We start from the raw sequence: 23389 nt of genomic DNA, 5'->3' as shown, positions 1-23389 counted from the left end.
GATTACTTTGTAATTAATAATGGCAAATAACAATAGAATTGTATTAATTGATGCACTAAGAGGGCTAGCTTTAGCAGGCATTTTATTACTTCATCATATTGAACATTTTGATTTTTATCAAAAACCAATTTATAATATTCCTTGGTTAATAAGAATAGATAGATGGGTTTGGGATAATCTATTCTTGTTAGTTTCAGGAAAAGCTTTTGCTCTTTTTTCATTATTGTTTGGATTAAGTTATTGGATTATTCATGAAAATAGAGTAGCTAAAGGAGAGACGTATTTCTTAAGACATTTTTGGAGAATGTTTATATTAATCGTTCTAGGGATATTTCACTTGGTTTTTTTAGGGGAGATATTTTGATTATGTATGCCATTCTTGGACTACCGTTGGTAATTGCTCCATATATGAGTAATCGAAGTATTCTAATTCTTTCTATTGTACTCCTAATTAACCCCGTTAATATATACACTTTTGGAAGTTATTTAATTAATAATAGTGTTATTGATTTCAGACTTCCATACCCAAAGGTTAATATTAATGAGTTCCTTGTGGATGGATCATTTTTAGAAGTATTAAAGATTAATTTAACCTCTGGATATGAAGGGTCAATAGTTTGGAGCTGGAACGTAGGGCGAATATTTGCTATACCTGGACTATTTTTTTTAGGAGTTTATTTTAGTAAAACTAAAATGTTAACAGACAAACCTCTTCGATTTTGGTATCATTTTCTGGTATTGACATTTATGTTGTGTTTGATATTTGATGTAATAGGAGATGTATGGGTTCAACATATTGAAAATAAATTGCATTTAGGAATATTTAAACCTATTATAGATGGTTACTTTAAACTTGTTATGATGTTCTTTATGCTATCACTTATTGTTATTATTTGGCGTCATAACAATGGCAAAGTATGGGCAGCAAAATTTTCGGATTTTGGACGAATGGGGTTAACAAATTATATTTTAATGTCGATTATAGGTGCCATACTATATTATGGTTGGGGAGCTGGACTTTATAAATATTGTGGATCATTTACTACTTTTTTGATAGGCATTTTAGCGTTAATATTTCAAATGAAATTCTCGTCATGGTGGTTGGAAAAATATGAACAAGGACCTCTTGAGAAAATTTGGAGAAAAATAACTTGGATAAAGATGTAAGCAGTAAAAGAGTGAATTGAAACTAACTAAAAAGAGGAAGCCATGGCTTCCTCTTTTTAAATAAGTGACATAAGATATCTATTCAATAAATATCTTATGTGTAATTATCTTTTTTTCACCTTTCATTTTAACAAAATAAATACCAGTAGTAAGCTCACTAACATCTAAACTTTTAGTAGTATTAGTATTTGGGTTTGTATCAATTAAATGGGTTTGCAAAATTTTTCCATTAATATCACTAATATCGAGGTTAAATATATCGTTTTGACTATTTAATTCGATATTCAAAATATCCTTTGCAGGATTTGGATAAATTTTTACTTCGTCTGTTTCTAGTGCACTTACTATTGGAGCTTCAATAATATTAGCCGTTGAAACGCAAGTGTTTTCATAAATATTTGTGTTTTTGTTCACTCCCCAAAGATGACCATTATCTTGTACAGAAATGTTAGTCAAGATTCCATTAAATTTCTCCCATACTCCAGAGCCTTTATATTTATGAGGAATACCACTATTTAACTGAAGTGCCCATACATCACCTTCTCGAGAAATTGATATATCTGATGCTTTAAAATCTCCTTTTTTACTCCATTTATTGGTAGAACCAATATATTGATAGATATGGTTATTAGTGCCAACGATCCAAGGATTTCCATCATTTGCAACATCGATACGTATACCTTTTCCATTACCAGGTAGAAGATTCCATTTTCCGCCTCCGGCATAGCTATAAATATTATTTCCATTACCTATATGAACAAGTGTATTATGGTTACCTCCAATATCGAATGCTTTTCCTGGGACCTTTGTCCATCTAGTATTACTTAGATTTCGATAAATTTCATTCTTATCTGTTACAATATAGGGCGACCCGTAGGCAACGTCAATACGTTTTGCTGTTACTCCAGACATTCTAATCCAGTTGCTATTATTCCAGCGATATATGGATTTATTCGTGCCCACAACGTATACTTTATTTGATCCAGCGCCAATATCAGTACCGTTTCCAGGTTTTTTGGACCAATTACAGTTTGGATTTTGGATATTTCCGATACAACCCTTAGAGTTGATAGTACTTATAATAAGAGCCTTAGGTTGAGGTCCAAAACCTTTATTAAAATTTGTGCCTGCACTGGTAACATGACAATAACTCATTATAGTACCTCCACCAGAAGGTATACCTGGTTTTGCGCATCCGCCAACGGTATCGACACATCCATCAATCGCTGTGTTATTATTATTCCATTTACAATCTTGTGTATGAGGCGAACCTAAATTATGACCTAATTCGTGTGCAACTACTAATACGGACCAAGAATAAGTAGGAACATTTTTGAATGATTTGTGAATACCTGAAACTCCATATTTGTAAGATCCGCATAGGCCATTTACCCAAGCAAGACCACCAGAATAATTATAGGTTACAAGATGTCCTAAATCTCCATTAAAACTATTTTTATTTCTGTACTCACGATACTTATTTAAATCATTACTAAAAGGAGCAGTAGAGGTCCATACTTTTATTCCCGATAAGCGAATACTAATATTATCATTCGCATATAATACTGCAACCTGATTAAATAGGGCCTCTATATAGTTTGAAGCACCTTGTGCACCACCTTTATCTTTTACTATATCATTTGCAATATCAAAAAAGATTTTAGGGGACTTTATCGCAGCTTTTTCTAGACTATTGCCTGAAAATTGCTTTTGTGTTGATTCTTTTTCTGGATTGTCAAGGGCTTGACAAGCAAAATTATTAAGGTGAGAGATGTCATTATCCCTGTATATGATTTGATTACTACTATTCTTAAGTTTGCCTATAACAAGATTACTGGACTCTTTACCAAAACTAATAATTCCCGAAATTTCATCATTAAGAAAGCTTATAGCTACTACGGAGTTTGGTTCCCCTTTTACAATACCTGTATAGTGTACCAATTGGTCATCAGGTTTAATGGTTTTACCAGATGGCATTTCAATAATTTGATAATCATTTGTAGTAATTCTTGCTTTAACCAATTCCAGAGACATTTCAGATTTTTGATCTGGAATAGATAAGTTTATAGTTGTTGGCGCGTTAGATTTAAAAGAAGCTAACTGGCTTTTGTCGAAAGAAAAAATAGTATATTCTTTAAATTCAGATGGTACTAATTCACCCACTTTACTTTTGACAACACTATTAAAAAGGTTAACGGTTTCAAATAAAGCTCCGGCATTTTTTTCTTGTATTACTCTTTGATTAGGAGTTTTAGGTTTGGTTTGAGCAAAGGAAATTGCTGTAAAAAGAGTGAATACTAAAAAGAAATTTTTTTTCATAATAGTTAGGTTTTAGAGGTTTTGTGTTTTGGTTGACCAAAATACAGATCGTTATTTAGTGTAAATGAATCACAATAAGACGCTTTCAACGTCCTCCTTTTAAATCGTGTGATTATTCCATTGTTTCAAAAAAGTAGTGCTTAAATGATTAGAAATGTTAGTTTTGATACTCTAAACAAGAAGGTAATTTTTTGATTGTTGCAGTAAATGTAGAGGCAGTATCTCTGAAACGATATATGTTTTTAGTATTCGTTTAATGTGAATTAGAATTTGTAGGGTATTGATATATTTCGATTTTTTAATGCCAATTAGACTTTTTTTAAGAGTAATAATGCTAAAAACATGTAAATCAAATACATGAATAATAATGGTCTTACCTATGAAAATTAATAATACGTATTACTTTAAATTATTATGATTTTAGAACAAGTAATTTTATATATAAGGCCTAATCAATCAGAAATGTTTGAAAAAGCTTTTAAAATAGCGCAAAGCATAATTATAACCATGAAAGGATACATACGCCATGATTTACTTAAATGTGTAGAGGAAGAAGATAAATATCTTTTACTAGTAGAATGGAAAACTATTGCTGATCATGAAGAGGGTTTTCGTAAATCGGAAGGGTATCAAGAATGGAAAACCCTTTTGCATCATTTTTATGATCCATTTCCAGTTGTTCAGCATTATGTTTCTGTTTTAGAAAACTAATGTTTATTTAGTAGGATAAATGAATAGAATAAAAATTAAGAATTATATCAAAAAACATCCAAAGCGTTTTATTGTTTTTGGATTAGTAGTGATATGGTATTATTTCTGTTTACCAACTCCTTTGTTTGAAAATCCAACAGCAACAGTAATAGAGACTAAAAATGGAACATTATTAGGAGCAAAAATTGCAAGTGATGGCCAGTGGCGTTTCCCTGAAACAGATAGTGTTCCAAATAAATTTAAAGCATGTATTATTGCCTTTGAGGACCAGCAATTTTATCGACACCTTGGATTTAATCCAGTAGCCATTCTTAAAGCAATCCAAGAAAATAGTAAAGCAGGAAAAGTCGTTCGTGGTGGTAGTACCATAACACAACAAGTTATTCGTCTATCTAGAAAAGGCCAACGTAGAACCTATTTTGAAAAACTAAAAGAACTCATTCTGGCCACACGGTTAGAACTTAGTACTTCAAAAGAAAACATTTTAGAGCTATACGCATCTCATGCTCCATACGGAGGTAATGTTGTTGGTATCGATATGGCTGCATGGCGATATTTTGGATTGCCCGCGTATCAATTATCTTGGGCAGAAAGTGCAACTCTAGCGGTATTGCCAAATGCCCCTTCATTAATATATCCAGGTAAAAATCAAGAACGTTTAAAGCAAAAAAGGAATCGATTATTAGAAACACTTTTGCAGCAAAGTACAATAGATTCCTTAACGTATGAGTTGGCTATTAGTGAAACGCTACCTAGCAAACCTTATGTATTGCCACAAACTGCGCCTCATTTGTTAGATAGAATAGCAAAAAAACATACTGGTAAAAGAATACAAACTACCATCGATCTAATAGTACAAAAACAAGTAAATAAAATAGTATCAAAACATTATGAATCATTAAAACAAAATGAAGTTCATAATATGGCAGTTTTGATAATGGATGTAGATACAAGAAAAGTATTAAGTTATGTGGGTAATACCCGTACAGATAAAAATCATCAAAAAGATGTTGATATCATTAAAGCGAACAGAAGTACAGGTAGTACATTAAAACCGCTATTATATGCTGCTATGATGGATAAAGGAGAGTTACTGCCGCAACAACTAGTTTCTGATGTTCCTACTGTCATTGCAGGATATACTCCTAAAAATTATGATGAGAGTTATAGCGGAGCTGTTCCCGCGAGCAGAGCTCTTGCTCGTTCTTTAAATATTCCTGCAGTTAGATTGCTACAACAGTACGGTTTACAGAGATTTAGAGAGGAGTTAAACATGTTTAAAATAAAAGGCTTAACATACAGTGCAGATCATTATGGATTATCACTAATTGTTGGTGGAGCAGAGGGTAATTTATGGGACTTGTGTAAAACTTATGCCGGGTTTACGGGTACTTTAAAACATTTTGAAGATACATCAAGTGAATATTTTATAAATGAGTTTGCAGAACCTATTATTCTAGCAGATGATAGTGTCGATTTCGGAAAGAAAACTAGCCAAAAACCAATATACGGAGCAGGAAGTATATGGCTAACATACGAGGCTATGAAAAAAGTTAATCGTCCAGAGGGAGACGAAGCATGGGAGTTTTATGATTCTTCTAAAGAAATTGCCTGGAAAACAGGAACAAGTTTTGGAAACCGAGATGCTTGGGCTATTGGAACAAGCCAAAATCATGTCATTGGTGTTTGGATTGGCAATGCAGATGGAGAGGGACGTCCTGGATTAACAGGATTAAATGCTGCAGCTCCCGTATTATTTGATGTTTTTAATCTATTACCTGATTCAAAATGGTTTCCAATCCCCTATGATGACTTAGTAATGACTAATGTTTGCTCTAAAAGTGGCTTTTTGGCCAGTAATCATTGCCCTACAAAACAAATGTATATTCCTATTTCTGGTAGAGAAACCAGACCTTGTTCTTTACATAAATTAGTACACTTAGATTTAAGTATGCAATATCGTGTTAACTCATCATGTGAGCCAATTACCGAGATTATCCATGAACCATGGTTTGTATTGCCCCCCTTACAAGAGTATTTCTTCAAAACAAATAATGCCGATTATAGGTCACTACCGCCTTATCGATCAGATTGTATAAAAGAATCTCAGGCAAGAATGGATTTTATTTTTCCTAAAAAAAATAGCAGCGTCTATTTACCTAAAGGATTTGATGGTAAAATCAATGAAGTCGTTCTTAAAATTGCACATACAGATCCAGAAACTAGAGTCTTTTGGTATATAGATAACCAATTTGTAGGAACCACAAAGCAATTTCATGAAATGCCTGTATTACCCAAAGTAGGAGATCATTTAATTACAATCGTAGATGAAAAAGGTAATGAGCTAAAAAGAAAACTAACGGTTAAAGAATAGTCCAAACTATAATAATTGATTAGTTTAATTTTAAACATAAGGTTTTAAAGTGACTTTTATATTTGAAACCCGTAACTAACTGTAATTTAATGGTTTAACTTTTTTTTGTTTTTGTGTTAAATCATTGTTAGAACCATAAGTTATCTAGTTAATCTTTTCTTAACAGTCATAAAAAGAAGCGTTTAGGGGATGGATTATTTTTTTAAGAGTTGTATATTTAACTAATATTGACCAATTGTACTATATTTAACACAAATACTCTTAAAATGAGAAACCTAACCATTAGTTTAAGCATATTTTTATGCTTAATTACGAGCGCTTATGCGCAAATTAGTCAGGGTGGAGAGCCCTTATTTTCGAAAGAAAATTTTTCGAAATCTACCGAAATTTCAACAGTAGAATTACCCAAAGTTGATGTTGTAAAATTGCTAAAAGAAGATGGTGAAGAAGCATCAAAAGATGTTCCCTTACGTTTTGCATATGCTCATGATGTAAACCTAAACCCAAAAAATTCTGGGAAGTGGTTTACGAATGAGAATGGGGATAAATTTTGGCTACTAGAGTTAGAGTCTAAAGGAGCAAAATCCCTTAATCTTACCTTTTCTAATTTTTATTTACCTGAAGGATCTAAATTATTTATCTACAACGAAGATAAAACAGATGTTAAAGGAGCTTTTACAGCATTAAATAATAAAGAATCAAGAAAATTGGGTACAGCTCCTATAATGGGTGATAAGATAATTATTGAGTATTATCAGCCTAGCTTAGTTAATGAAAACCCATCTTTACAAATCGCTAAAGTAGCTCATGATTACAGAGGTATTTATGGCTTAGCTAAAGCTTTTGGGGATTCTGGTTCTTGTAATAACAATGTTAACTGCGCAGAAGGGAACCCTTGGAAAGATCAAATTAGATCTGTTGCATTAATTACATTAGCAAATGGAAGTAGATTTTGTACTGGAGCATTGATTAATAATACAGCAAACGATGGAACTCCATATTTTTTAACAGCTAATCATTGTACCGGTAGTGATACATCCAATTGGGTATTTGTTTTTAACTACCAATCTGCCGGTTGCAATAATACAGATGGATCCCTAAATCAATCGGTTTCAGGATCACAATTGCTTAAAAAAGGAGCTGCTACAGATTATTCATTGTTAAGATTATCAACAGCCCCTCCTAGCAGTTATAAAGTGTATTATTCTGGATGGGACGCTACAGGCGCTAACCCAACTAAAACTACAGGAATTCATCATCCTAGTGGAGATGTTAAAAAAATCTCCTTTGATAACGATGCACCGTCTATAGGAACTTTTAACGGAAACACTGTAGATACACATTGGGAAGTAAATGATTGGGATGACGGTACTACAGAACCAGGTTCGTCGGGATCACCATTATTTGATCAAAATAAAAGAATTGTTGGTCAATTACACGGAGGTGGAGCTGCCTGCGGTAATAATTTGTCTGACCTTTACGGACGTTTTGATCTTTCATTTCCTAATCTCCAGCAATGGTTGGCACCTGGAAGTGGTCTTAAGAAAATTGATGGATATGACCCTGATGGTGGTGGAGGTAACCCTCCGACATGTACAGATGTTACGCTTACACTTAAATTTGATGATTATCCAGAAGAAACAAGCTGGACTGTCAAAGATAGCAAAGGTGTCGTAGTTAAATCTGGAGGAACATATCCAAATCAAGCAGATGGAAGTACATTAGCAATAGATCTTTGTTTAGAGTCTGGTTGTTATGACTTAACGATTAATGATACGTATGGTGACGGGATGTGTTGTAGTTATGGTTCTGGATCTTATGCATTAACAGATGCATCAGGTACACTTGCATCAGGAGCTTCTTTTGCGTCATCAGAAACTAAAAACTTTTGTGTAGGTACAACCAGAGTTGTAGCAACAACTACAAAAGGAACCGTTAATGCTATTGCATTAAATAACTTAAACCTGTATCCTAATCCAACTACCAATATTCTTAATATTGGTTACAAAATTAAAGAAGGATCTAGTATTAGTATATCAATATTAGATATTGCAGGAAGAGTTATTAAGACAAAGAGTTTTAATCATGATATTAAATCAGGAAAATTACAGTTAGATGTAAATAGATTGCCCCGAGGTTCTTACTTTCTAAAAATTACAGAAAACAATAACTCTGTAGTGAAGAAGTTCGTAATTTCTGAATAATTCAAAAATTATAAAAACCACGTTAAAATAGTGCAATTGATTCAAGTATATAACACCATCAAAACTGGTTTTGATGGTGTTTTTTTTAGATTAATTGGTTTTATAAACTAAGCCTAAAGAAAAAGAAGAAGCTCTATCATAATTTCTTCCATCCATGTTTACGGCATATCCTGTAGATATTCCAAAGTTATTTTTATAAACAGGTACATAAAGGTCTAAGTTAAGATTGGTGTAATCTACTTCAGTTTCAGATAGAACATTAGCACCACCAGCATCTATAAACTCTTGTGTACCAATATCAAGTCCACTTAATGAATTTTGAACACCAACTTTTGCATGTGCATAAAACCACTTATTGTAATATCCAAGTTTTGCACTATACAACATGGCATTTGGAATATCAAAGTCAGAACTACTTCTTAAACTATAAGCGGCTTGTAGTTCTATAAATAGATTCGAAGGAGTCGAAAATTGAACAAATCCACAACCATCATAAGCTGTTGCTCCACTACCAATAGATAAAATTCCGGCTTCTTCATATCCACCAATAGGTAATGTAATTCCAGTAGCACCGCCAAGAGATAATTTAGCAGCATTATCGAATTCTTTTTCTAAAACTTTGGCTTTAAAGAATAGGCTTAAATCCTGTACACCTTCTATTTCACTGCTTCCCAAAATAGGGTCTGCAATTTCATTTTCATTTCTTACGGATACATAAGGAACTGTCACAGTTGTTGATAACCAATCTAGAAAACCATATTCTCCGTAAAGACTCAAAATCGATGATGATATTGTTCCCATATTGGCAGGGTTAGCTTGGGATAATGATTCACCCATATAAAAATTATCATAACTTTTAAATGAATAGGATGAAGCAATGGTTAAGTCATTCTGTTTCGGAAAAAAGCCATTAAGAATAGTTTGGGCAGATAGTGATGAGACGCTTACTAATAATAGTAGTAAGATCATCTTTTTGGGGGTAGAAATTGTAATCATAGTATCATAGGCGTTGAATATTTTTGGTTGGTTAAAAAATGGAGTTAAGTGTTAAAATTATGTAAATAATTTAGCGTAAAGTATTTAAAAAATCCATATAATGCAAATATTATCGATAAAATACTCAATTTTTGATATTTTTACACTATTTTATGTCTAAAAGCTTAATGAGGTTTAGGAAGAGATACGTGATAAACAAAAAGAAAAAAGTTGATATTACCTAAAATACAATCACCATCAAAACTAAATTTAGTCTGATGGTGATTATAAAATGTTGTCATTGGGGGATAACAACATGAATATGATTAATTTATCTAACAGTATACACTAGTCCAAATGAAAAGCCTGATTCTTTATTGTAATTTTGACCATCCATATTTACGGCATACCCTGAAGAAACACCTAGAGTCTTCTTATAGAGTGGCACATAAAGATCTAAGTAGAAATTGGCATAATCAACTTCGGCTTCGGGTAAAGCATTTGGACCACCAGCATCTATAAATTCTTGTGAGCCAATATCAAATCCGCTTAGCGAGTTTTGAACACCAATTTTAGCATGTGCATAAAACCAATCGTTATAATAACCGAGTTTAGCACTATACATAACTGCATCTGGTATTTCAAAGTCAGAACTATTTTTTAAACTATAAACTGCTTGTACTTCAAGAAATAAGTTAGATGGGGTAGTAAACTGTACAAATCCACAACCGTCAAATACAGTAGCTCCGCTACCTAATGATAATACACCAGCTGCTTCATAACCTCCAACAGGTACGGTAACACCAGTAGCACCACCTAGAGATATTCTAGAGCTGTTTCTAAATGTTTTATCTAGGACTTTGGCTTTAAGAAATACGTTTAAATCCTGAACGCCTTCAACTTGACTAACACCTTGCACAGGATCAAGTGCCCCAGTTTCGTTTTCAACCGAGATGTATGGAATAGTAGCAGAGGTTGATAACCAGTTTAAAATACCGTATTCTCCATATAAACTATAAATCGATGATGATATTTCTCCCATATTAGCAGGATTGCCGGCAGTAAGTGTTTCTCCTCTATAGAAGTTATCATAACTTTTTAAAGAGTAGGATGATGCAACAGTGAGTTCTTTTTTGTTTGGAAAAAAACCATTTATTATGGTCTGTGCAGTAATTGACGATATTGATAATAAAAACAGTAACAATATCAAATTTCTAGAAGTAGTTTGCATACACATTAATTTAAGTTAGTTACATGAAATTAGGGATTTATCATGGTTTTAACAAAAATTAACGTTAATATGGTGTTAAAATATCTAAATAAGTATTTAAATATCAATTATTTATGGGGTTTCTGTTGTTTTGTTAAGGTATACAAGTAGGTAAATTCTTCATTTGTATGTAGGAATTTATGCTTTGCCTTGCTTTATAAAAGTTTTATATATTCTATTGTATATAGGCTATCAACATATACAATAGAATATATAAATAAGAAATAGTATTTTGGTTTAGCTATTTATCTTGCATTGTAGACTAACCCAAAAGATACACCAGATTCTTTGTTGTAGTTTCTTCCTGTTAATGTTGCTGCATAACCTGCAGAAACACCTATTGTATTTTTATAAACAGGAACATAAAAATCAAAAGATAGATTAGTATAATCTACTTCGGTTTCTGGCAAAATAGCAGGACCACCAGCAGCACCAAATTCTGGAGTACCAATGTCAAAACCAGACATAGAATCTTGTATCTCTAGTTTGGTATGAACATAAAATAAGTTATTGTGATACCCAAGCTTTGCTGCATACATCATTGCATTTGGGATATCAAAATCACTACTATTACGCAAACTATATCCCAGTTGAATTTCACTAAATATTTTAAAAGGTGTGGTGTATTGAAAAATAGCCGAACCATTAACGGTTGTTGCTTGATTACCTAAAGAAAGTACGCCAGCTCCTTCATAATCTCCAACAGGGAAAGTAACTCCAGAAGCTCCTCCTAAAGTGATCTTAGAAGAATTGTCGAAGTTTTTTTCTAACACTCTTGCCTTTACAAACAGTCCTAAATCCTGGACTCCTTCAACTTGTGCTACATTTTGAACGGGATCTAATGCACCATCTTCACTTTCGATGCTAATAAAAGGTAAAGTAACTGTTGTAGATAGCCAATCCAAGATAGCGTATTGTCCATAAAAGGAAATAATAGAAGAAGAAATTTCTCCTAAACCAGCTGGATTTCCTTCAGACAGGGTAGATCCTCTATAAAATTGATCAGAACTTTTAAACGAGTAACTAGGTGCAATTGTAAGTGAGTGTTTTTCAGGGTAGAATCCGTTTACTGGGATTTGTGCCAAAGCCGATAAAAAAGGGCACATAAGTAACATGATCCCTATTAAGGATCGCTTAGATTTGTGTAACATATTCATGTTTTTGGTTAATAATAAGTCCGCTTAGACGTTTTAATTGCACATGCCTTACGGTTAAAATATGTTACTGTTTTGTTAATTAAAAAAAACTAAAACTTAAGGCCTTTTTTTTACCAAAATCGAAAAGGATTTTTAACTAAATTAGAATTAAAATATCGTATATCTCCGGTAACTTCTTTACCTAACCAATCTGGTTTTAGAAAAGGTTCATCTTCTTGATTTAATTCTATTTCTGCCAAAATTAATCCTTGATTTTCACCAGAAAAGACATCTACTTCGAAAATATGATTTCCAGAAGGTATTTCATATCGTATTTTTTCAATTTTTCCTTTTTCACAAAGTGCTAAGAGTTGCTCTGCCTCGACCACGTTAATCTCTTTTTCCCATTCATATCTAGAGGTACCAGTGTTATTACTTTTTCCTTTTACAGTGAGAAAGCCTTTCTCACCTTTAATTCGAACACGTACTGCGCGTTCTGGATTAGAATTTAGATATCCTTGTACTATGCGAGTACTTGTTTTGGATACTTTCTTAAAAGCTTCTGAAGAAACCAGGAATTTACGTTCTATTTCAATCATAGTATAACGAAGATACAGTAAACCCATCGGTATATACTACACAATAATTATTATTTAGACCATTCTTTGATAGATTTTTCATTAAGTCGAACAAAATCATCATTTTTAGCTTTAATAGCTAATTCAGTAGATTTTTTTGCAGCTACAATAGCTTCTTTTTTTCTGCCAAGATCGGCAAGAATAAGTGCTTCTCTCCTTAACTGAAAGAATCGTGGATTGCTGTTATTTGCTTTTTGAATATACGATAATGCCGTGTTTAAGTCTTTACCTGCATCATGCATATAAGAAGCTGCTCTAAAATAATCAATTGCGGTTGGGCCGGCGAGAGTACTTTTTATGCTAGCCATTGCTTTATCGTCAACGTCTACAACAAAAGGTAATGCTATTTTTGTATTTTCCCATAAAAATAAAAGTGAAGCACTATTCATTTTGATATCATCAAAACCGATAGTTAACGTTTCTGTTTTATCATTTGTCAGAATTGAGTTGACAGTTGCTACTAATGCTGGTTTTTTATCTTTATAACTACTCCAGTTACCAGTTTCATAGGTGTAAAAGTAGACCTCCCATGCTGAAGCACCAGGCTTTGTAAGTATAGCATATGCGCCTTCTTTCAATTTTTTCCCAGAAATGGTTACTTCGTCACCGAAAGTAATTTTGGTTGCTGCATTTGCTCCGGTTCTCCATAACTTACCATATGGTATGAGGCCTTGATCTCCAAAAATCAAACGATTGTTGGCACTGGGTCTGGAATATGCAATTTCAATATCTGTAAGTCCGACAGTTTGTATAACTTTTGCAGATGTACTAGGTGCTGGAGTCTTAATTTGTGCGGTAATTGTGGTAGTCATACTTAGTGCGCAAAGTATGATTAGGTAGAGAATTTTTATCATGGTTTTAGTTTTATAGATTAGTGTGTATTATTCGAGAAATAATCTTTTGGAGTAGTTCCCATTAGGTTTTTAAAGGATTTATTAAAAGTAGTTTTTGAATTAAACCCTGCTTCTTGCGCAAGCCCAAAAAAAGTCATGTTCTTGGCTTTATCAGATTTGGCAAGCTCTACAAATTCTTTAATACGATAGTAATTAATATACTCAAAGAAATTCATCCCAATCCTTTCATTTAGCAGTCTAGCTATTTCAGGATTACTTACCCCAATCATTTCGGCTAATTCGGATTTTAATAATTTTTGATTGAGGAACGGTTTTTTTTCTTCCATTAATCGATCTAGATTTGATTTTAATTGGGTAAGATCCTCATTAGATAATTTTGATTGTAAGTACTTTTTTGTTTTTACCAATGAGGTGATTTTATATAAATCAGGCTCTTTCATTCCGTAAAATGCGATAAAAAGAATGATAGAGGCAATGCTTAACCAAATAATTTGCCATGCGGATTTATTGAAAAGAGTGGAACCTGCTATCCATGAAAAATACATAGTTGTCCAACACAATAAACACAGACCAATAGCAATTAAAAAATTTAAAAAAAATCGACTTTGTACAGTATAACTAATTTCATTTTGAATTTTTGCTCTAAATTTTAAAAATAACCTTAGACTCATTATCCAATACGTGATATTAAAAATTAGTCCAATACCCACACATAAAAGTATGTTTCTAAATTGTTCTCCACTATCAATTCGTTCTTTGATAATCTCGTCAGAAGGTAGTATAAAGATTATTGTTGCAATAGTATTGTAGAAAAAAGCAGGGGCATAATGTAATAGATCTTTACTTGAAAATCGTTTTCCAAGTAAAGAAGATCTAGTAAACAAATAGATTGTTGCTCCAAATAATAAAGTAGCAAATTCAGAAAAAACAATTAAGCGATGATTAGCGCCAAAAATTCCGGATAAAAACAATACTCGACCCGTGAGCCCAATCATTAAAACCAGCACAAAAATGGCAATATATTCATTGATGTTCTTTCTGTTTTTTGGAGAAAATACATAGATAAGCAATAGAAATATACTTTGTAAATATCCAAAATAAACAAGTTGATTTAAAATAGATTGCATAGCGCAGTTTTGAGTGTTTTATAATTCGAATACTTTTTCTGAATTTAGAGTACAAAATAGTTAGTTAATCACAAACTGATTAACATCTTTTACTCCTTTGTGATTCATTTTAAGATTTTCTTTGTAAAAAGCATCAAAAGCAGCTTTGTTTTTCCATTGTGTAATCACCATATAATCAGGGTTGTAGTAATAACCTAAAGGAGATATGCCTTTGGTAAGAGCAAGAATGTTTTTTCCACCCTTATTTTTAGATTTTTGTATCCATTCTTTTTTGAAAGTATTAAATGCATTAGCATCTTTTTTCCAATACGAGGTTACAACATTATATTTATTCCTATCGATTTCGAAGGAGATGTCTTTAGTCATTTCATAATAGGTCATATTAAAGATAGACCAAATATCTCTACGTTGTTTGTGAAAATCTGGAACTTCAGTTTCGATTTCGGCTAAGAACTTTTCTCTGCTTTCTAAATTATCCCATTTTCCGAATAGGAAATTCTGAGGATGAAAACTACTTTGTGTACTTTCTTTGATAATAAACCCTGGTTGTGGTTTATAGCTTCTTTTTGATGCAACAGGAAAAGCTGTTTTTTTATAGCGATCAAATAATGCACCTCCTTCTGGTTTTGTTGTTAGGAGTAAGATGTCTAGTATTTCACCTTTTTTAAAACTATAAGACTGTTTCTTAGATTGTGCATTTAGACTAAAATTAGACAGACATACTAAGAGTCCTAAAGCTGCAATTTTTATTAATTTCATAAGTTTCATTGAATTTTTAAGAATTAAAATTTATTTGAAACAAATGTATATGTGGTTTTTGAAAAAGTGAATAAAAATGGGGCTTAAGACGTACAAATACCGTATGTGTACGTATCATTTATAGATATTTAACTTAAATTTTAAATTTCAAGTTAATTGTGAATTTCATAACAATTGATTTTTAGACTTCTCTCTTAAGTTTTGTAATATTAGTGTAAGTCTAAATTACCAATAAAAAGACTTAATTCTGTTTTAAAACAATTCTTTGGCCAAAGAAAGACGAAATCCTTTACGTCTTAAAAGAATCAAGGATATATGTATAACTTTTAAAACCTTTTTAAAATGAAAAATTTATTAGATTTAAAAACAATTAAAATCCTTAGTAAAAAAGAACAAAGCACAATTCTTGGACAACGTTATAGAGGTTGTGAACCTCTTGAGCCGTGTGAATTTGATTATATAACTTGTTCTTGTACTGAGTAATCTTGTATAAACGTATATGGAAAAGCTCGAATAGAGATATTCGGGCTTTTTATCAATCAAGAAATCGCGAGAGCTTTTATTTTATCAGAAACAATCTTTTGTTCATTAAATTCATGATTTGCAAGCCAAATCATTGCCGAGACTATCGTTTCGGGATGTATAGAGCGATATTTCTTTAATGGACCTAAAAATAAAGAGTTCATTATTTTCATAACGATTTTAAAGAAATATTCTCCAAATCTTTTTTCATTCCTTTTTCCTGCAATTAGAGATGGTTGGAGTATATGTGTCTTTGAAATATCGAATTCTAAAACAGCTTTTTCCATTTCACCTTTGGTTCTATTATAAAAAATCCGACTTTCAGAATCAGCTCCAAGAGCAGAAACAATGATAAGTGTATTAATTGTATTGGTTTTACACAATCTTGCAGCGCTTACAGGGATTCCGTAATCAATTTGGTGATACAATTCTTTATTAGGAGTTTTTGCATTAGTGGTACCAATACAGCAAAAAACTTCATCGGCGGTAAATTTCTCAGCTTGATCTCTTAATTGCAGCATGTCAATTAAATGTTCTTCTATTTTAGGATGAGTAATGCCGCAACCTTTTCTAGAAAATAACTTGATTTTATGATATCTAGTGTCTTCAATTAGCATTTTTAGCAAAATACTACCCGTTAATCCTGTGGCGCCTAATATAATTGCAGTTTTTGACATTTTGATTAAATAATTAACTGTCACACCGTGCGGAGTCGAGGTGCAATACGATCAGAAATATCTCTCGACTCCGCTCGAGATGACAGAAGAAGTATGTTTAATCTCCTTTTTTTATTCTGTATAAAGATATTACAATTTGAATGATCAATATCCCTTATTTTTGTACTGTGGAGGAAGTACTTGCTAATAGAAAAATTATTCATGTAGATATGGATGCATTTTATGCTTCTGTAGAACAGATGGATAATCCAGAACTGCAAGGAAAACCATTAGCTGTTGGTGGTGGTGGTAAACGTGGGGTAGTTAGTGCAGCTAGTTATGAAGCCCGAAAGTTTGGAGTACGATCAGCAATGCCAGGATTTACAGCAAGAAAACTTTGTCCGGATTTAATTTTTGTTATACCTCGATTTGATCGTTATCAGGAGATTTCATCTCAAGTTAGAAAAATATTCTTTCAATATACAGATTTGGTAGAACCACTATCTCTCGATGAAGCATACCTTGATGTTACCGAAAATAAAAAGGGTAATCCAAGCGCCACCTTAATTGCTCAAGAAATAAGACAGCAGATTTTGGATGAGGTAGGTTTAACAGCTTCTGCCGGGATATCAATTAACAAATTTATTGCTAAAGTTGCCAGTGATTATAATAAACCAAACGGACAAAAAACTGTAAACCCAGAAGAAGTTATCGATTTTCTTGAAGATCTGGATGTCAAAAAATTCTATGGTGTAGGAAAAGTAACCAGAGCAAAGATGTATCAAATGGGGATTTATACTGGCAAAGATTTAAAATCAAAATCCGAAGAATTCCTTACACAACACTTTGGTAAATCTGGAGGGCATTATTATAGAATTGTAAGAGGTATACACAAAAGTGAAGTGAAACCTAATCGAGAACGAAAATCTCTTGCAGCAGAACGAACGTTTAGCGAAAACATATCTTCTGAAATTTATATGTTAGAACGGCTAGAAAATATTGCCGAAGAACTTCAAAAAAGATTAAAAAGAAGCAAAGTAGCCGGGCGAACAGTTACTTTAAAGATAAAATACAGTGATTTTACCTTGCAAACCCGAAGTAAGACGTTGCCTTATTTTGTAAACGATGCTACTATTTTATTAGAAACAGCAAAAGAGTTATTGTATCAAGATAAAATGAAAAACTCTGTCCGACTTTTAGGAATTTCGTTATCCAACCTCAATACAGGTCAAGATCAAAAAAAAGAAAAAGAAGAAGTCGAGATTATACAATTGCGCTTTGATTTTTAATTAGAATTCCAGGGTTTTTCCAATTGTAGCTATATCCCGCACAAAATATCTGCAGCACGTTTTATAGTGTCCTCCGTTTTGGCAAAACAAAAGCGCAATACCTTATCATCTTGTTGGTTTAAATTAAAGACAGATATGGGGATCGATGCAATTTTATGTTCTTTTGTTAATCGCTCGGCAAAAGCCATATCACCTTCATCCGTAATTTTTGAATATCCCAGTATTTGAAAATATGTTCCTGAAGCAGGGGAAAACGTAAAACGAGAATCTTTGAGTAGTGATAAAAATAAATCCCGCTTTTTTTGGTAAAAATCTGGAAGTGAGAGATAATGATCTGGAGTTTTTAAATATTCGGCAAGTGCATATTGCATGGGGTGGCTAGTACAAAATACATTATATTGATGCACTTTTCTAAATTCAACCATAAGAGCTTCTGGCGCAAGACAATACCCCATTTTCCAACCTGTTGTGTGAAAAGTTTTTCCAAAAGAACCCGTGATAAATGATCGTTCTACTAATCCAGGAAATCGCGCAGCACTTTGATGTTGTTGCTCATCAAAAATAATATGTTCATATACTTCATCACTTAATAAAATGATGTCGGTATTTTTTAAAAGCTTTTCTAATTGCAACATGTCATCTTTAGATAAAACGCTGCCTGTTGGGTTATGAGGGGTGTTTATAATGATCATTTTGGTTTTAGAAGTGATTTTTGACGCTACATCTTGCCAATCTACATTAAAATCAGGTGCAGAGAGCTGAACTGGAACGATCGTTCCGCCATATAATTCTATTGAAGGTTCATAAGAATCATATGCAGGTTTAAAAACAATTACTTCGTCCCCAGGATGTACAAATGCAGCAATAATGGTAAAAATTGCTTGCGTAGCACCTGATGTGACAGTTACTTCTGTCTCAGGATTGTAATTAGATGTATACAATGAATTTGTCTTATGCGCGATGATTTCTCTTAAAGAAGGTAAACCAGGCATGGGGGCGTATTGGTTATATCCTTTTTGCATGGCTTGGGTCACCAAGTCTATTAGTTTAGGGCTTGCTCCAAAATTAGGGAAACCTTGTGATAAATTGATAGCATCGTGCTGTGATGCAAGTTTACTCATTACCGTAAAAATAGTTGTAGAAACTTGCGGAAGTTTGGAATTCATATTTTGCATATGGTAAAATTAGTATAAATGTAAAAAACAATACTGTTTTTTGTTTAAAGTTAATTCTATATTTCAAACGTTTTAGGAGCTAATGATAAACAAAGTTTTTCTTCTTTATATTCATTATAAATAGTGAAATAAAGACATCTTAAAGCTTGGCTAAAATAGTAGTGAGCCCTATTTTTGTTGTAAAGAATAATTAAACATTTTAAATAATGAGTGGATTGATAAAATCTTCAATAGCTAGAAAAGTGGCCATGGCACTTTCGGGACTTTTCTTAGTTTTTTTCTTATTACAACACTTTACAATAAATTTCACTTCAATTTTTAGCGCAGATATCTTTAACGAATTGTCTCATTTTATGGGAACCAATCCGGTAGTACAATTTGTATTACAGCCTGTGCTTATTTTTGGAGTAATTTTTCATTTTGTAATGGGATTTGTATTAGAATTAAAAAACAACAAAGCTAGAGCAGTTAAGTATGCAAAGTATAATGGTGGAGCAAATGCTTCATGGATGTCTAGGAATATGATTTATTCTGGATTGGTAGTATTAGCCTTTTTAGGGTTGCATTTTTATGATTTTTGGGTTCCAGAAATGGTTCATAAATACATAGAGTTTGCTCCAGAAGATCCAACGCGATACTATCCAGAATTGTTACATAAATTTGAAAGCCCGGTTCGAACAGGATTGTATGTACTTTCATTTGTGTTTTTAACATTGCATTTATGGCACGGATTTGCATCTTCGTTCCAATCTGTAGGATTTAATAATAAATATTCTGCTGCAGCATCTAAGTTTGCTAAAGCATTTTCGATTGTTATTCCATTAGGATTTATTGTTGTTGCAATAGCACTTCATTTTAATCAACATTAAAAACACCACTAGTATGTCAATTTTAGATTCTAAAATACCTGAAGGTCCACTGGCGGATAAGTGGACAAAACATAAAAATACAATTAACCTGGTTAACCCTGCTAATAAGCGAAACATTGATGTTATCGTTGTTGGAACTGGATTAGCAGGAGGAAGTGCTGCCGCTACACTGGCAGAGTTAGGATATAACGTTAAAACATTTTGTTATCAGGATTCTCCACGTCGTGCGCACTCAATTGCCGCACAAGGAGGAATTAATGCTGCAAAAAATTATCAAGGTGATGGTGATTCTAACTATCGTCTTTTTTATGATACTATTAAAGGAGGAGATTACCGTTCTAGAGAAGCTAATGTACATAGGTTAGCTGAGGTTTCGGGTAATATTATAGACCAATGTGTTGCACAAGGAGTACCTTTTGCACGTGAATATGGTGGTTTATTAGATAACCGTTCGTTTGGAGGGGTATTGGTTTCAAGAACATTTTATGCCAAAGGACAAACGGGTCAACAATTATTGTTAGGCGCATACTCTGCAATGAATCGCCAGATCAATAGAGGAAAAATACAGGCTTTTAATCGTCACGAAATGCTAGATCTAGTAAAAGTAGACGGAAAAGCCAGAGGAATTATAGCACGTAATTTGGTTACAGGTGAGATAGAACGTCACTCTGCCCATGCGGTTGTTTTAGCTTCTGGAGGATACGGAAACGTTTTCTTTTTAAGTACAAATGCTATGGGAAGTAATGTTATGGCGGCGTGGAGAGCACACCGTAGAGGAGCTTTCTTTGCAAATCCATGCTATACTCAAATTCACCCAACATGTATTCCTGTTTCAGGAGATCATCAATCTAAGTTAACATTGATGTCAGAATCTCTTCGTAATGACGGACGTATTTGGGTACCTAAAAGGATTGAAGATGCGCAAGCTATACGTGAAGGAAAATTAAAACCTACACAATTAGCAGAAGAAGAAAGAGATTATTACTTAGAGCGTCGTTATCCTGCTTTTGGAAACTTGGTACCACGTGATGTAGCATCTAGAGCAGCAAAAGAACGTTGTGATGCTGGATTTGGAGTTAATAAAACCGGAGAAGCTGTATATCTTGATTTTGCATCAGCAATTCAACGTTACGGAAAAGAAAAAGCATTAACTTCTGGATTGCATAACCCTAGTGCTGATCAAGTTCGCGAGTTAGGAGAAAAGGTTATCGAAGATAAGTACGGTAACTTATTTCAGATGTATGAAAAAATCGTTGATGAAAATCCATATAAGACACCAATGATGATTTACCCAGCGGTGCATTATACAATGGGTGGTCTTTGGGTAGATTATAATTTACAAACTACGGTTCCTGGATGTTATGCAGCTGGAGAAGCAAACTTCTCTGATCATGGTGCAAATAGGTTGGGAGCTTCTGCATTAATGCAAGGGCTTGCAGATGGATATTTTGTATTGCCATATACCATAGGAGATTATTTATCTCAAGATATTAGAACAGGAAAGATCCCTATAGATACGCCAGAATTTGATCAAGCAGAAAAAGATGTTAAAGATCGAATCGAGAAGTTAATGGGGGGATCAGGAGAACATTCTGTAGATTATTACCATAAAAAATTAGGTAAAATCATGTGGAACAAATGTGGAATGTCTCGTAATGAACAAGGCCTAAAAGAAGCTATCGAAGAAATTTCAGCTTTACGAGAGGATTTCTGGAAAAATGTAAAGGTTCCGGGAGATGCAAATAGCATGAATCCCGAATTAGAAAAGGCAGGTAGAGTAGCAGATTTCTTAGAATTAGGAGAGTTATTTGCAAAAGATGCATTGGACCGTAATGAATCATGTGGAGGGCATTTTAGAGAAGAATCTGTTGAGCAATCAGGAGAACAAAAAGGTGAAGCATTAAGAGATGATAAAAATTTCAAATATGTTTCTGCTTGGGAGTATAAAGGAGAGCCTAAAGATGCTCAACTGCATAAAGAAGACTTGGTCTTTGAAAATATCGAATTAAAAACACGTTCTTATAAATAAAAGCTATGAATCTTACACTAAAAATATGGCGTCAAAAAGATGCCTCTTCAAAAGGAGCGATAGTAGACTATCAGGTGAAAGGAATTGAAGGAGACATGTCTTTTTTAGAAATGTTAGACGTGTTAAACGAACAATTAATTACTAAAGGAGAGGAGCCTGTAGTATTTGATCATGATTGTAGAGAAGGAATCTGCGGATCCTGTTCTTTACAAATTAATGGAGAGCCGCATGGACCAGATCGTTTGGTAACAACTTGCCAGTTACATATGCGTAAATTTAACGATGGTGATACAATTTATATTGAACCGTTCAGAGCCAAGGCTTTTCCTGTCGTGAAAGACTTAATGGTTGATCGTAGTGCGTTTGATAGAATCCAACATGCAGGAGGATATATTTCTGTCAATACATCGGGTAATACAATAGACGCAAATGCGATACCAGTAAATAAGGATAATGCAGATGATGCATTTGCCGCAGCAACCTGTATTGGTTGTGGTGCTTGTGTAGCAGCTTGTAAAAATGCTTCAGCGATGTTATTTACTTCGGCTAAAGTGTCACAGTTTGCGTTGTTGCCACAAGGACAAGTAGAAGCCACTGATCGTGTGTTAGCCATGGTAAATCAAATGGATGAAGAAGGTTTTGGTAACTGTACCAATACTGGAGCATGTGAGATCGAATGTCCTAAAGGAATCTCTTTAGAGAATATTGCTCGTATGAATCGCGAATATTTAAAAGCAAGTATTAAAGGATAATCCTTTAAAATCTAATAATTTTAAAAACTCTAAATCAAATATTGATTTAGAGTTTTTTTTTTGAAAAAAATGCTTTTTAGGGGTAACATTTATTTTACCAATTACACTAATTAATGAAAATCAAGAATTTAAAAATCTTATGGTTGTAGTAATTAGTAAAATAAATAATTTTTTTTTTAATATGTATGAGAATGAAACAGTCTAATTTTAAAAATTACACTATAGATTTTCGACGTTCATCTTAACCTGTTTTGATTGGGTAAGTCGCAGTCATAATAACTTAGAAGATAATTTTGTTAAGAAATAGATAGGTGGAAATCGAAAAGCCTTTAATAGAGTAGATAACTAAAAATAAATTTAAATTAATATGAGCAAATTATCAATTGATTTTATTGGAAAAGGAGAAATAAAAGGTATAACTAAAAAATCTTTGCGTTTCGTAATTGGAGGAACAGGCACAAGACCGTCGCTTTCAGAAATCGTAATTACAAAAGAAGAAGAAGAACTACCTGCTGAGAAATAATCTTAATTAGTTAAAAAAATAATTTGAATTAGCTGCTCTT

At 33.1% G+C, this 23389-nt stretch carries 20 protein-coding genes; 10 read left to right on the top strand and 10 right to left on the bottom strand.

Annotation, left to right across the window (positions count from 1 at the left end; translation table 11 throughout):
• Positions 1–19: 19 nt before the first annotated feature.
• Both D1816_RS14525 and D1816_RS14520 read left to right on the top strand, forming a co-directional pair.
• Positions 20–364, top strand: a complete 345-nt coding sequence (locus D1816_RS14525) for a hypothetical protein (RefSeq protein ID WP_118503755.1) — start codon at positions 20–22, stop codon at positions 362–364.
• Between the two features lie 2 nt (positions 365–366).
• The gene (locus tag D1816_RS14520) at positions 367–1167 is read left to right on the top strand and encodes a DUF418 domain-containing protein (RefSeq protein WP_118503753.1); all 801 of its coding nucleotides are present in this window, start codon (positions 367–369) and stop codon (positions 1165–1167) included.
• A gap of 78 nt (positions 1168–1245) precedes the next feature.
• On the opposite strand, the gene D1816_RS14515 is transcribed toward D1816_RS14520, so the two are convergent.
• Positions 1246–3486 carry a M12 family metallo-peptidase gene (locus D1816_RS14515; protein ID WP_118503751.1) on the bottom strand — a complete coding sequence of 747 codons (2241 nt, stop codon included), beginning with the start codon at positions 3484–3486 and terminating at the stop codon, positions 1246–1248.
• 414 nt (positions 3487–3900) lie between these two features.
• Here D1816_RS14515 and D1816_RS14510 point away from each other — a divergent pair, with 414 nt between their 5' ends.
• From D1816_RS14510 to D1816_RS14500, 3 genes are all read left to right on the top strand, one after another.
• Positions 3901–4197 (top strand): antibiotic biosynthesis monooxygenase, encoded by a 297-nt coding sequence (locus tag D1816_RS14510; RefSeq protein ID WP_118503748.1) that lies wholly within the window; start codon positions 3901–3903, stop codon positions 4195–4197.
• A 19-nt stretch (positions 4198–4216) separates the two neighbouring features.
• Positions 4217–6571 (top strand): penicillin-binding protein 1C, encoded by a 2355-nt coding sequence (gene pbpC, locus D1816_RS14505; RefSeq protein WP_118503746.1) that lies wholly within the window; start codon positions 4217–4219, stop codon positions 6569–6571.
• A 266-nt stretch (positions 6572–6837) separates the two neighbouring features.
• Positions 6838–8775 carry a T9SS type A sorting domain-containing protein gene (locus tag D1816_RS14500; protein ID WP_118503744.1) on the top strand — a complete coding sequence of 646 codons (1938 nt, stop codon included), beginning with the start codon at positions 6838–6840 and terminating at the stop codon, positions 8773–8775.
• 90 nt (positions 8776–8865) lie between these two features.
• Here D1816_RS14500 and D1816_RS14495 read toward each other — a convergent pair whose 3' ends face one another.
• The 8 genes from D1816_RS14495 to D1816_RS14460 all read right to left on the bottom strand — a co-directional run bounded on the left by D1816_RS14495 (position 8866) and on the right by D1816_RS14460 (position 16733).
• Entirely contained in the window at positions 8866–9744 is an 879-nt protein-coding gene (locus D1816_RS14495) for a transporter (protein WP_147405147.1), read from the bottom strand.
• 337 nt (positions 9745–10081) lie between these two features.
• Positions 10082–10981, bottom strand: a complete 900-nt coding sequence (locus tag D1816_RS14490) for a hypothetical protein (protein WP_066320223.1) — start codon at positions 10979–10981, stop codon at positions 10082–10084.
• Positions 10982–11265: 284 nt separating this feature from the next.
• Positions 11266–12171 carry a hypothetical protein gene (locus D1816_RS14485; RefSeq protein WP_233565347.1) on the bottom strand — a complete coding sequence of 302 codons (906 nt, stop codon included), beginning with the start codon at positions 12169–12171 and terminating at the stop codon, positions 11266–11268.
• Positions 12172–12287: 116 nt separating this feature from the next.
• Positions 12288–12755, bottom strand: coding sequence for a CYTH domain-containing protein (locus D1816_RS14480; protein WP_066320385.1), 468 nt, complete (start codon positions 12753–12755; stop codon positions 12288–12290).
• A gap of 50 nt (positions 12756–12805) precedes the next feature.
• Positions 12806–13606, bottom strand: a complete 801-nt coding sequence (locus D1816_RS14475; RefSeq protein ID WP_240338671.1) for a DUF2911 domain-containing protein — start codon at positions 13604–13606, stop codon at positions 12806–12808.
• Between the two features lie 59 nt (positions 13607–13665).
• The gene (locus D1816_RS14470; protein ID WP_118503736.1) at positions 13666–14775 is read right to left on the bottom strand and encodes a helix-turn-helix domain-containing protein; all 1110 of its coding nucleotides are present in this window, start codon (positions 14773–14775) and stop codon (positions 13666–13668) included.
• A 60-nt stretch (positions 14776–14835) separates the two neighbouring features.
• A complete protein-coding gene (locus D1816_RS14465; RefSeq protein ID WP_147405146.1) occupies positions 14836–15534 on the bottom strand; it encodes a hypothetical protein in 699 nt (232 codons plus the stop codon).
• Between the two features lie 539 nt (positions 15535–16073).
• A complete protein-coding gene (locus D1816_RS14460) occupies positions 16074–16733 on the bottom strand; it encodes an NAD-dependent epimerase/dehydratase family protein (RefSeq protein ID WP_118503732.1) in 660 nt (219 codons plus the stop codon).
• A 209-nt stretch (positions 16734–16942) separates the two neighbouring features.
• On the opposite strand from D1816_RS14460, the gene dinB reads away from it, so the two are divergent.
• The gene (gene dinB, locus D1816_RS14455) at positions 16943–18001 is read left to right on the top strand and encodes a DNA polymerase IV (RefSeq protein ID WP_233565349.1); all 1059 of its coding nucleotides are present in this window, start codon (positions 16943–16945) and stop codon (positions 17999–18001) included.
• A gap of 29 nt (positions 18002–18030) precedes the next feature.
• Here dinB and D1816_RS14450 read toward each other — a convergent pair whose 3' ends face one another.
• Complete coding sequence (locus tag D1816_RS14450; RefSeq protein ID WP_369886370.1) at positions 18031–19167, bottom strand: methionine aminotransferase; 1137 nt, start codon at positions 19165–19167, stop codon at positions 18031–18033.
• Positions 19168–19382: 215 nt separating this feature from the next.
• On the opposite strand from D1816_RS14450, the gene D1816_RS14445 reads away from it, so the two are divergent.
• The 4 genes from D1816_RS14445 to D1816_RS25705 all read left to right on the top strand — a co-directional run bounded on the left by D1816_RS14445 (position 19383) and on the right by D1816_RS25705 (position 23349).
• Positions 19383–20045: a succinate dehydrogenase cytochrome b subunit gene (locus tag D1816_RS14445; RefSeq protein WP_066320250.1), complete on the top strand. Its 663-nt coding sequence runs from the start codon at positions 19383–19385 to the stop codon at positions 20043–20045.
• A gap of 13 nt (positions 20046–20058) precedes the next feature.
• Entirely contained in the window at positions 20059–22074 is a 2016-nt protein-coding gene (locus D1816_RS14440) for a fumarate reductase/succinate dehydrogenase flavoprotein subunit (RefSeq protein ID WP_118503725.1), read from the top strand.
• Between the two features lie 5 nt (positions 22075–22079).
• Positions 22080–22826 carry a succinate dehydrogenase/fumarate reductase iron-sulfur subunit gene (locus D1816_RS14435; RefSeq protein WP_066320259.1) on the top strand — a complete coding sequence of 249 codons (747 nt, stop codon included), beginning with the start codon at positions 22080–22082 and terminating at the stop codon, positions 22824–22826.
• A 367-nt stretch (positions 22827–23193) separates the two neighbouring features.
• Positions 23194–23349 carry a hypothetical protein gene (locus tag D1816_RS25705; protein ID WP_158597824.1) on the top strand — a complete coding sequence of 52 codons (156 nt, stop codon included), beginning with the start codon at positions 23194–23196 and terminating at the stop codon, positions 23347–23349.
• Positions 23350–23389 lie beyond the last annotated feature (40 nt).

This window comes from Aquimarina sp. AD10 (assembly GCF_003443715.1).
Classification (GTDB): Bacteria; Bacteroidota; Bacteroidia; order Flavobacteriales; family Flavobacteriaceae; genus Aquimarina; species Aquimarina aggregata.
This window is presented reverse-complemented; position numbering and strand designations above follow the sequence as displayed.

Bases quoted from the DNA above. Each gene is read 5' to 3' on its own strand.
- D1816_RS14440 (WP_118503725.1), top strand. From the start codon at position 20,059: ATGTCAATTTTAGATTCTAAAATACCTGAAGGTCCACTGGCGGATAAG.
- D1816_RS14445 (WP_066320250.1), top strand. From the start codon at position 19,383: ATGAGTGGATTGATAAAATCTTCAATAGCTAGAAAAGTGGCCATGGCA.
- dinB (WP_233565349.1), top strand. From the start codon at position 16,943: ATGGATGCATTTTATGCTTCTGTAGAACAGATGGATAATCCAGAACTG.
- D1816_RS14470 (WP_118503736.1), bottom strand. From the start codon at position 14,775: ATGCAATCTATTTTAAATCAACTTGTTTATTTTGGATATTTACAAAGT.
- D1816_RS14480 (WP_066320385.1), bottom strand. From the start codon at position 12,755: ATGATTGAAATAGAACGTAAATTCCTGGTTTCTTCAGAAGCTTTTAAG.
- D1816_RS14495 (WP_147405147.1), bottom strand. From the start codon at position 9,744: ATGATCTTACTACTATTATTAGTAAGCGTCTCATCACTATCTGCCCAA.
- pbpC (WP_118503746.1), top strand. From the start codon at position 4,217: ATGAATAGAATAAAAATTAAGAATTATATCAAAAAACATCCAAAGCGT.
- D1816_RS14525 (WP_118503755.1), top strand. From the start codon at position 20: ATGGCAAATAACAATAGAATTGTATTAATTGATGCACTAAGAGGGCTA.
- D1816_RS14500 (WP_118503744.1), top strand. From the start codon at position 6,838: ATGAGAAACCTAACCATTAGTTTAAGCATATTTTTATGCTTAATTACG.
- D1816_RS25705 (WP_158597824.1), top strand. From the start codon at position 23,194: ATGAGCAAATTATCAATTGATTTTATTGGAAAAGGAGAAATAAAAGGT.
- D1816_RS14460 (WP_118503732.1), bottom strand. From the start codon at position 16,733: ATGTCAAAAACTGCAATTATATTAGGCGCCACAGGATTAACGGGTAGT.
- D1816_RS14435 (WP_066320259.1), top strand. From the start codon at position 22,080: ATGAATCTTACACTAAAAATATGGCGTCAAAAAGATGCCTCTTCAAAA.
- D1816_RS14510 (WP_118503748.1), top strand. From the start codon at position 3,901: ATGATTTTAGAACAAGTAATTTTATATATAAGGCCTAATCAATCAGAA.
- D1816_RS14450 (WP_369886370.1), bottom strand. From the start codon at position 19,167: ATGAATTCCAAACTTCCGCAAGTTTCTACAACTATTTTTACGGTAATG.
- D1816_RS14475 (WP_240338671.1), bottom strand. From the start codon at position 13,606: ATGACTACCACAATTACCGCACAAATTAAGACTCCAGCACCTAGTACA.
- D1816_RS14485 (WP_233565347.1), bottom strand. From the start codon at position 12,171: ATGTTACACAAATCTAAGCGATCCTTAATAGGGATCATGTTACTTATG.
- D1816_RS14490 (WP_066320223.1), bottom strand. From the start codon at position 10,981: ATGCAAACTACTTCTAGAAATTTGATATTGTTACTGTTTTTATTATCA.
- D1816_RS14465 (WP_147405146.1), bottom strand. From the start codon at position 15,534: ATGAAATTAATAAAAATTGCAGCTTTAGGACTCTTAGTATGTCTGTCT.
- D1816_RS14520 (WP_118503753.1), top strand. From the start codon at position 367: ATGTATGCCATTCTTGGACTACCGTTGGTAATTGCTCCATATATGAGT.
- D1816_RS14515 (WP_118503751.1), bottom strand. From the start codon at position 3,486: ATGAAAAAAAATTTCTTTTTAGTATTCACTCTTTTTACAGCAATTTCC.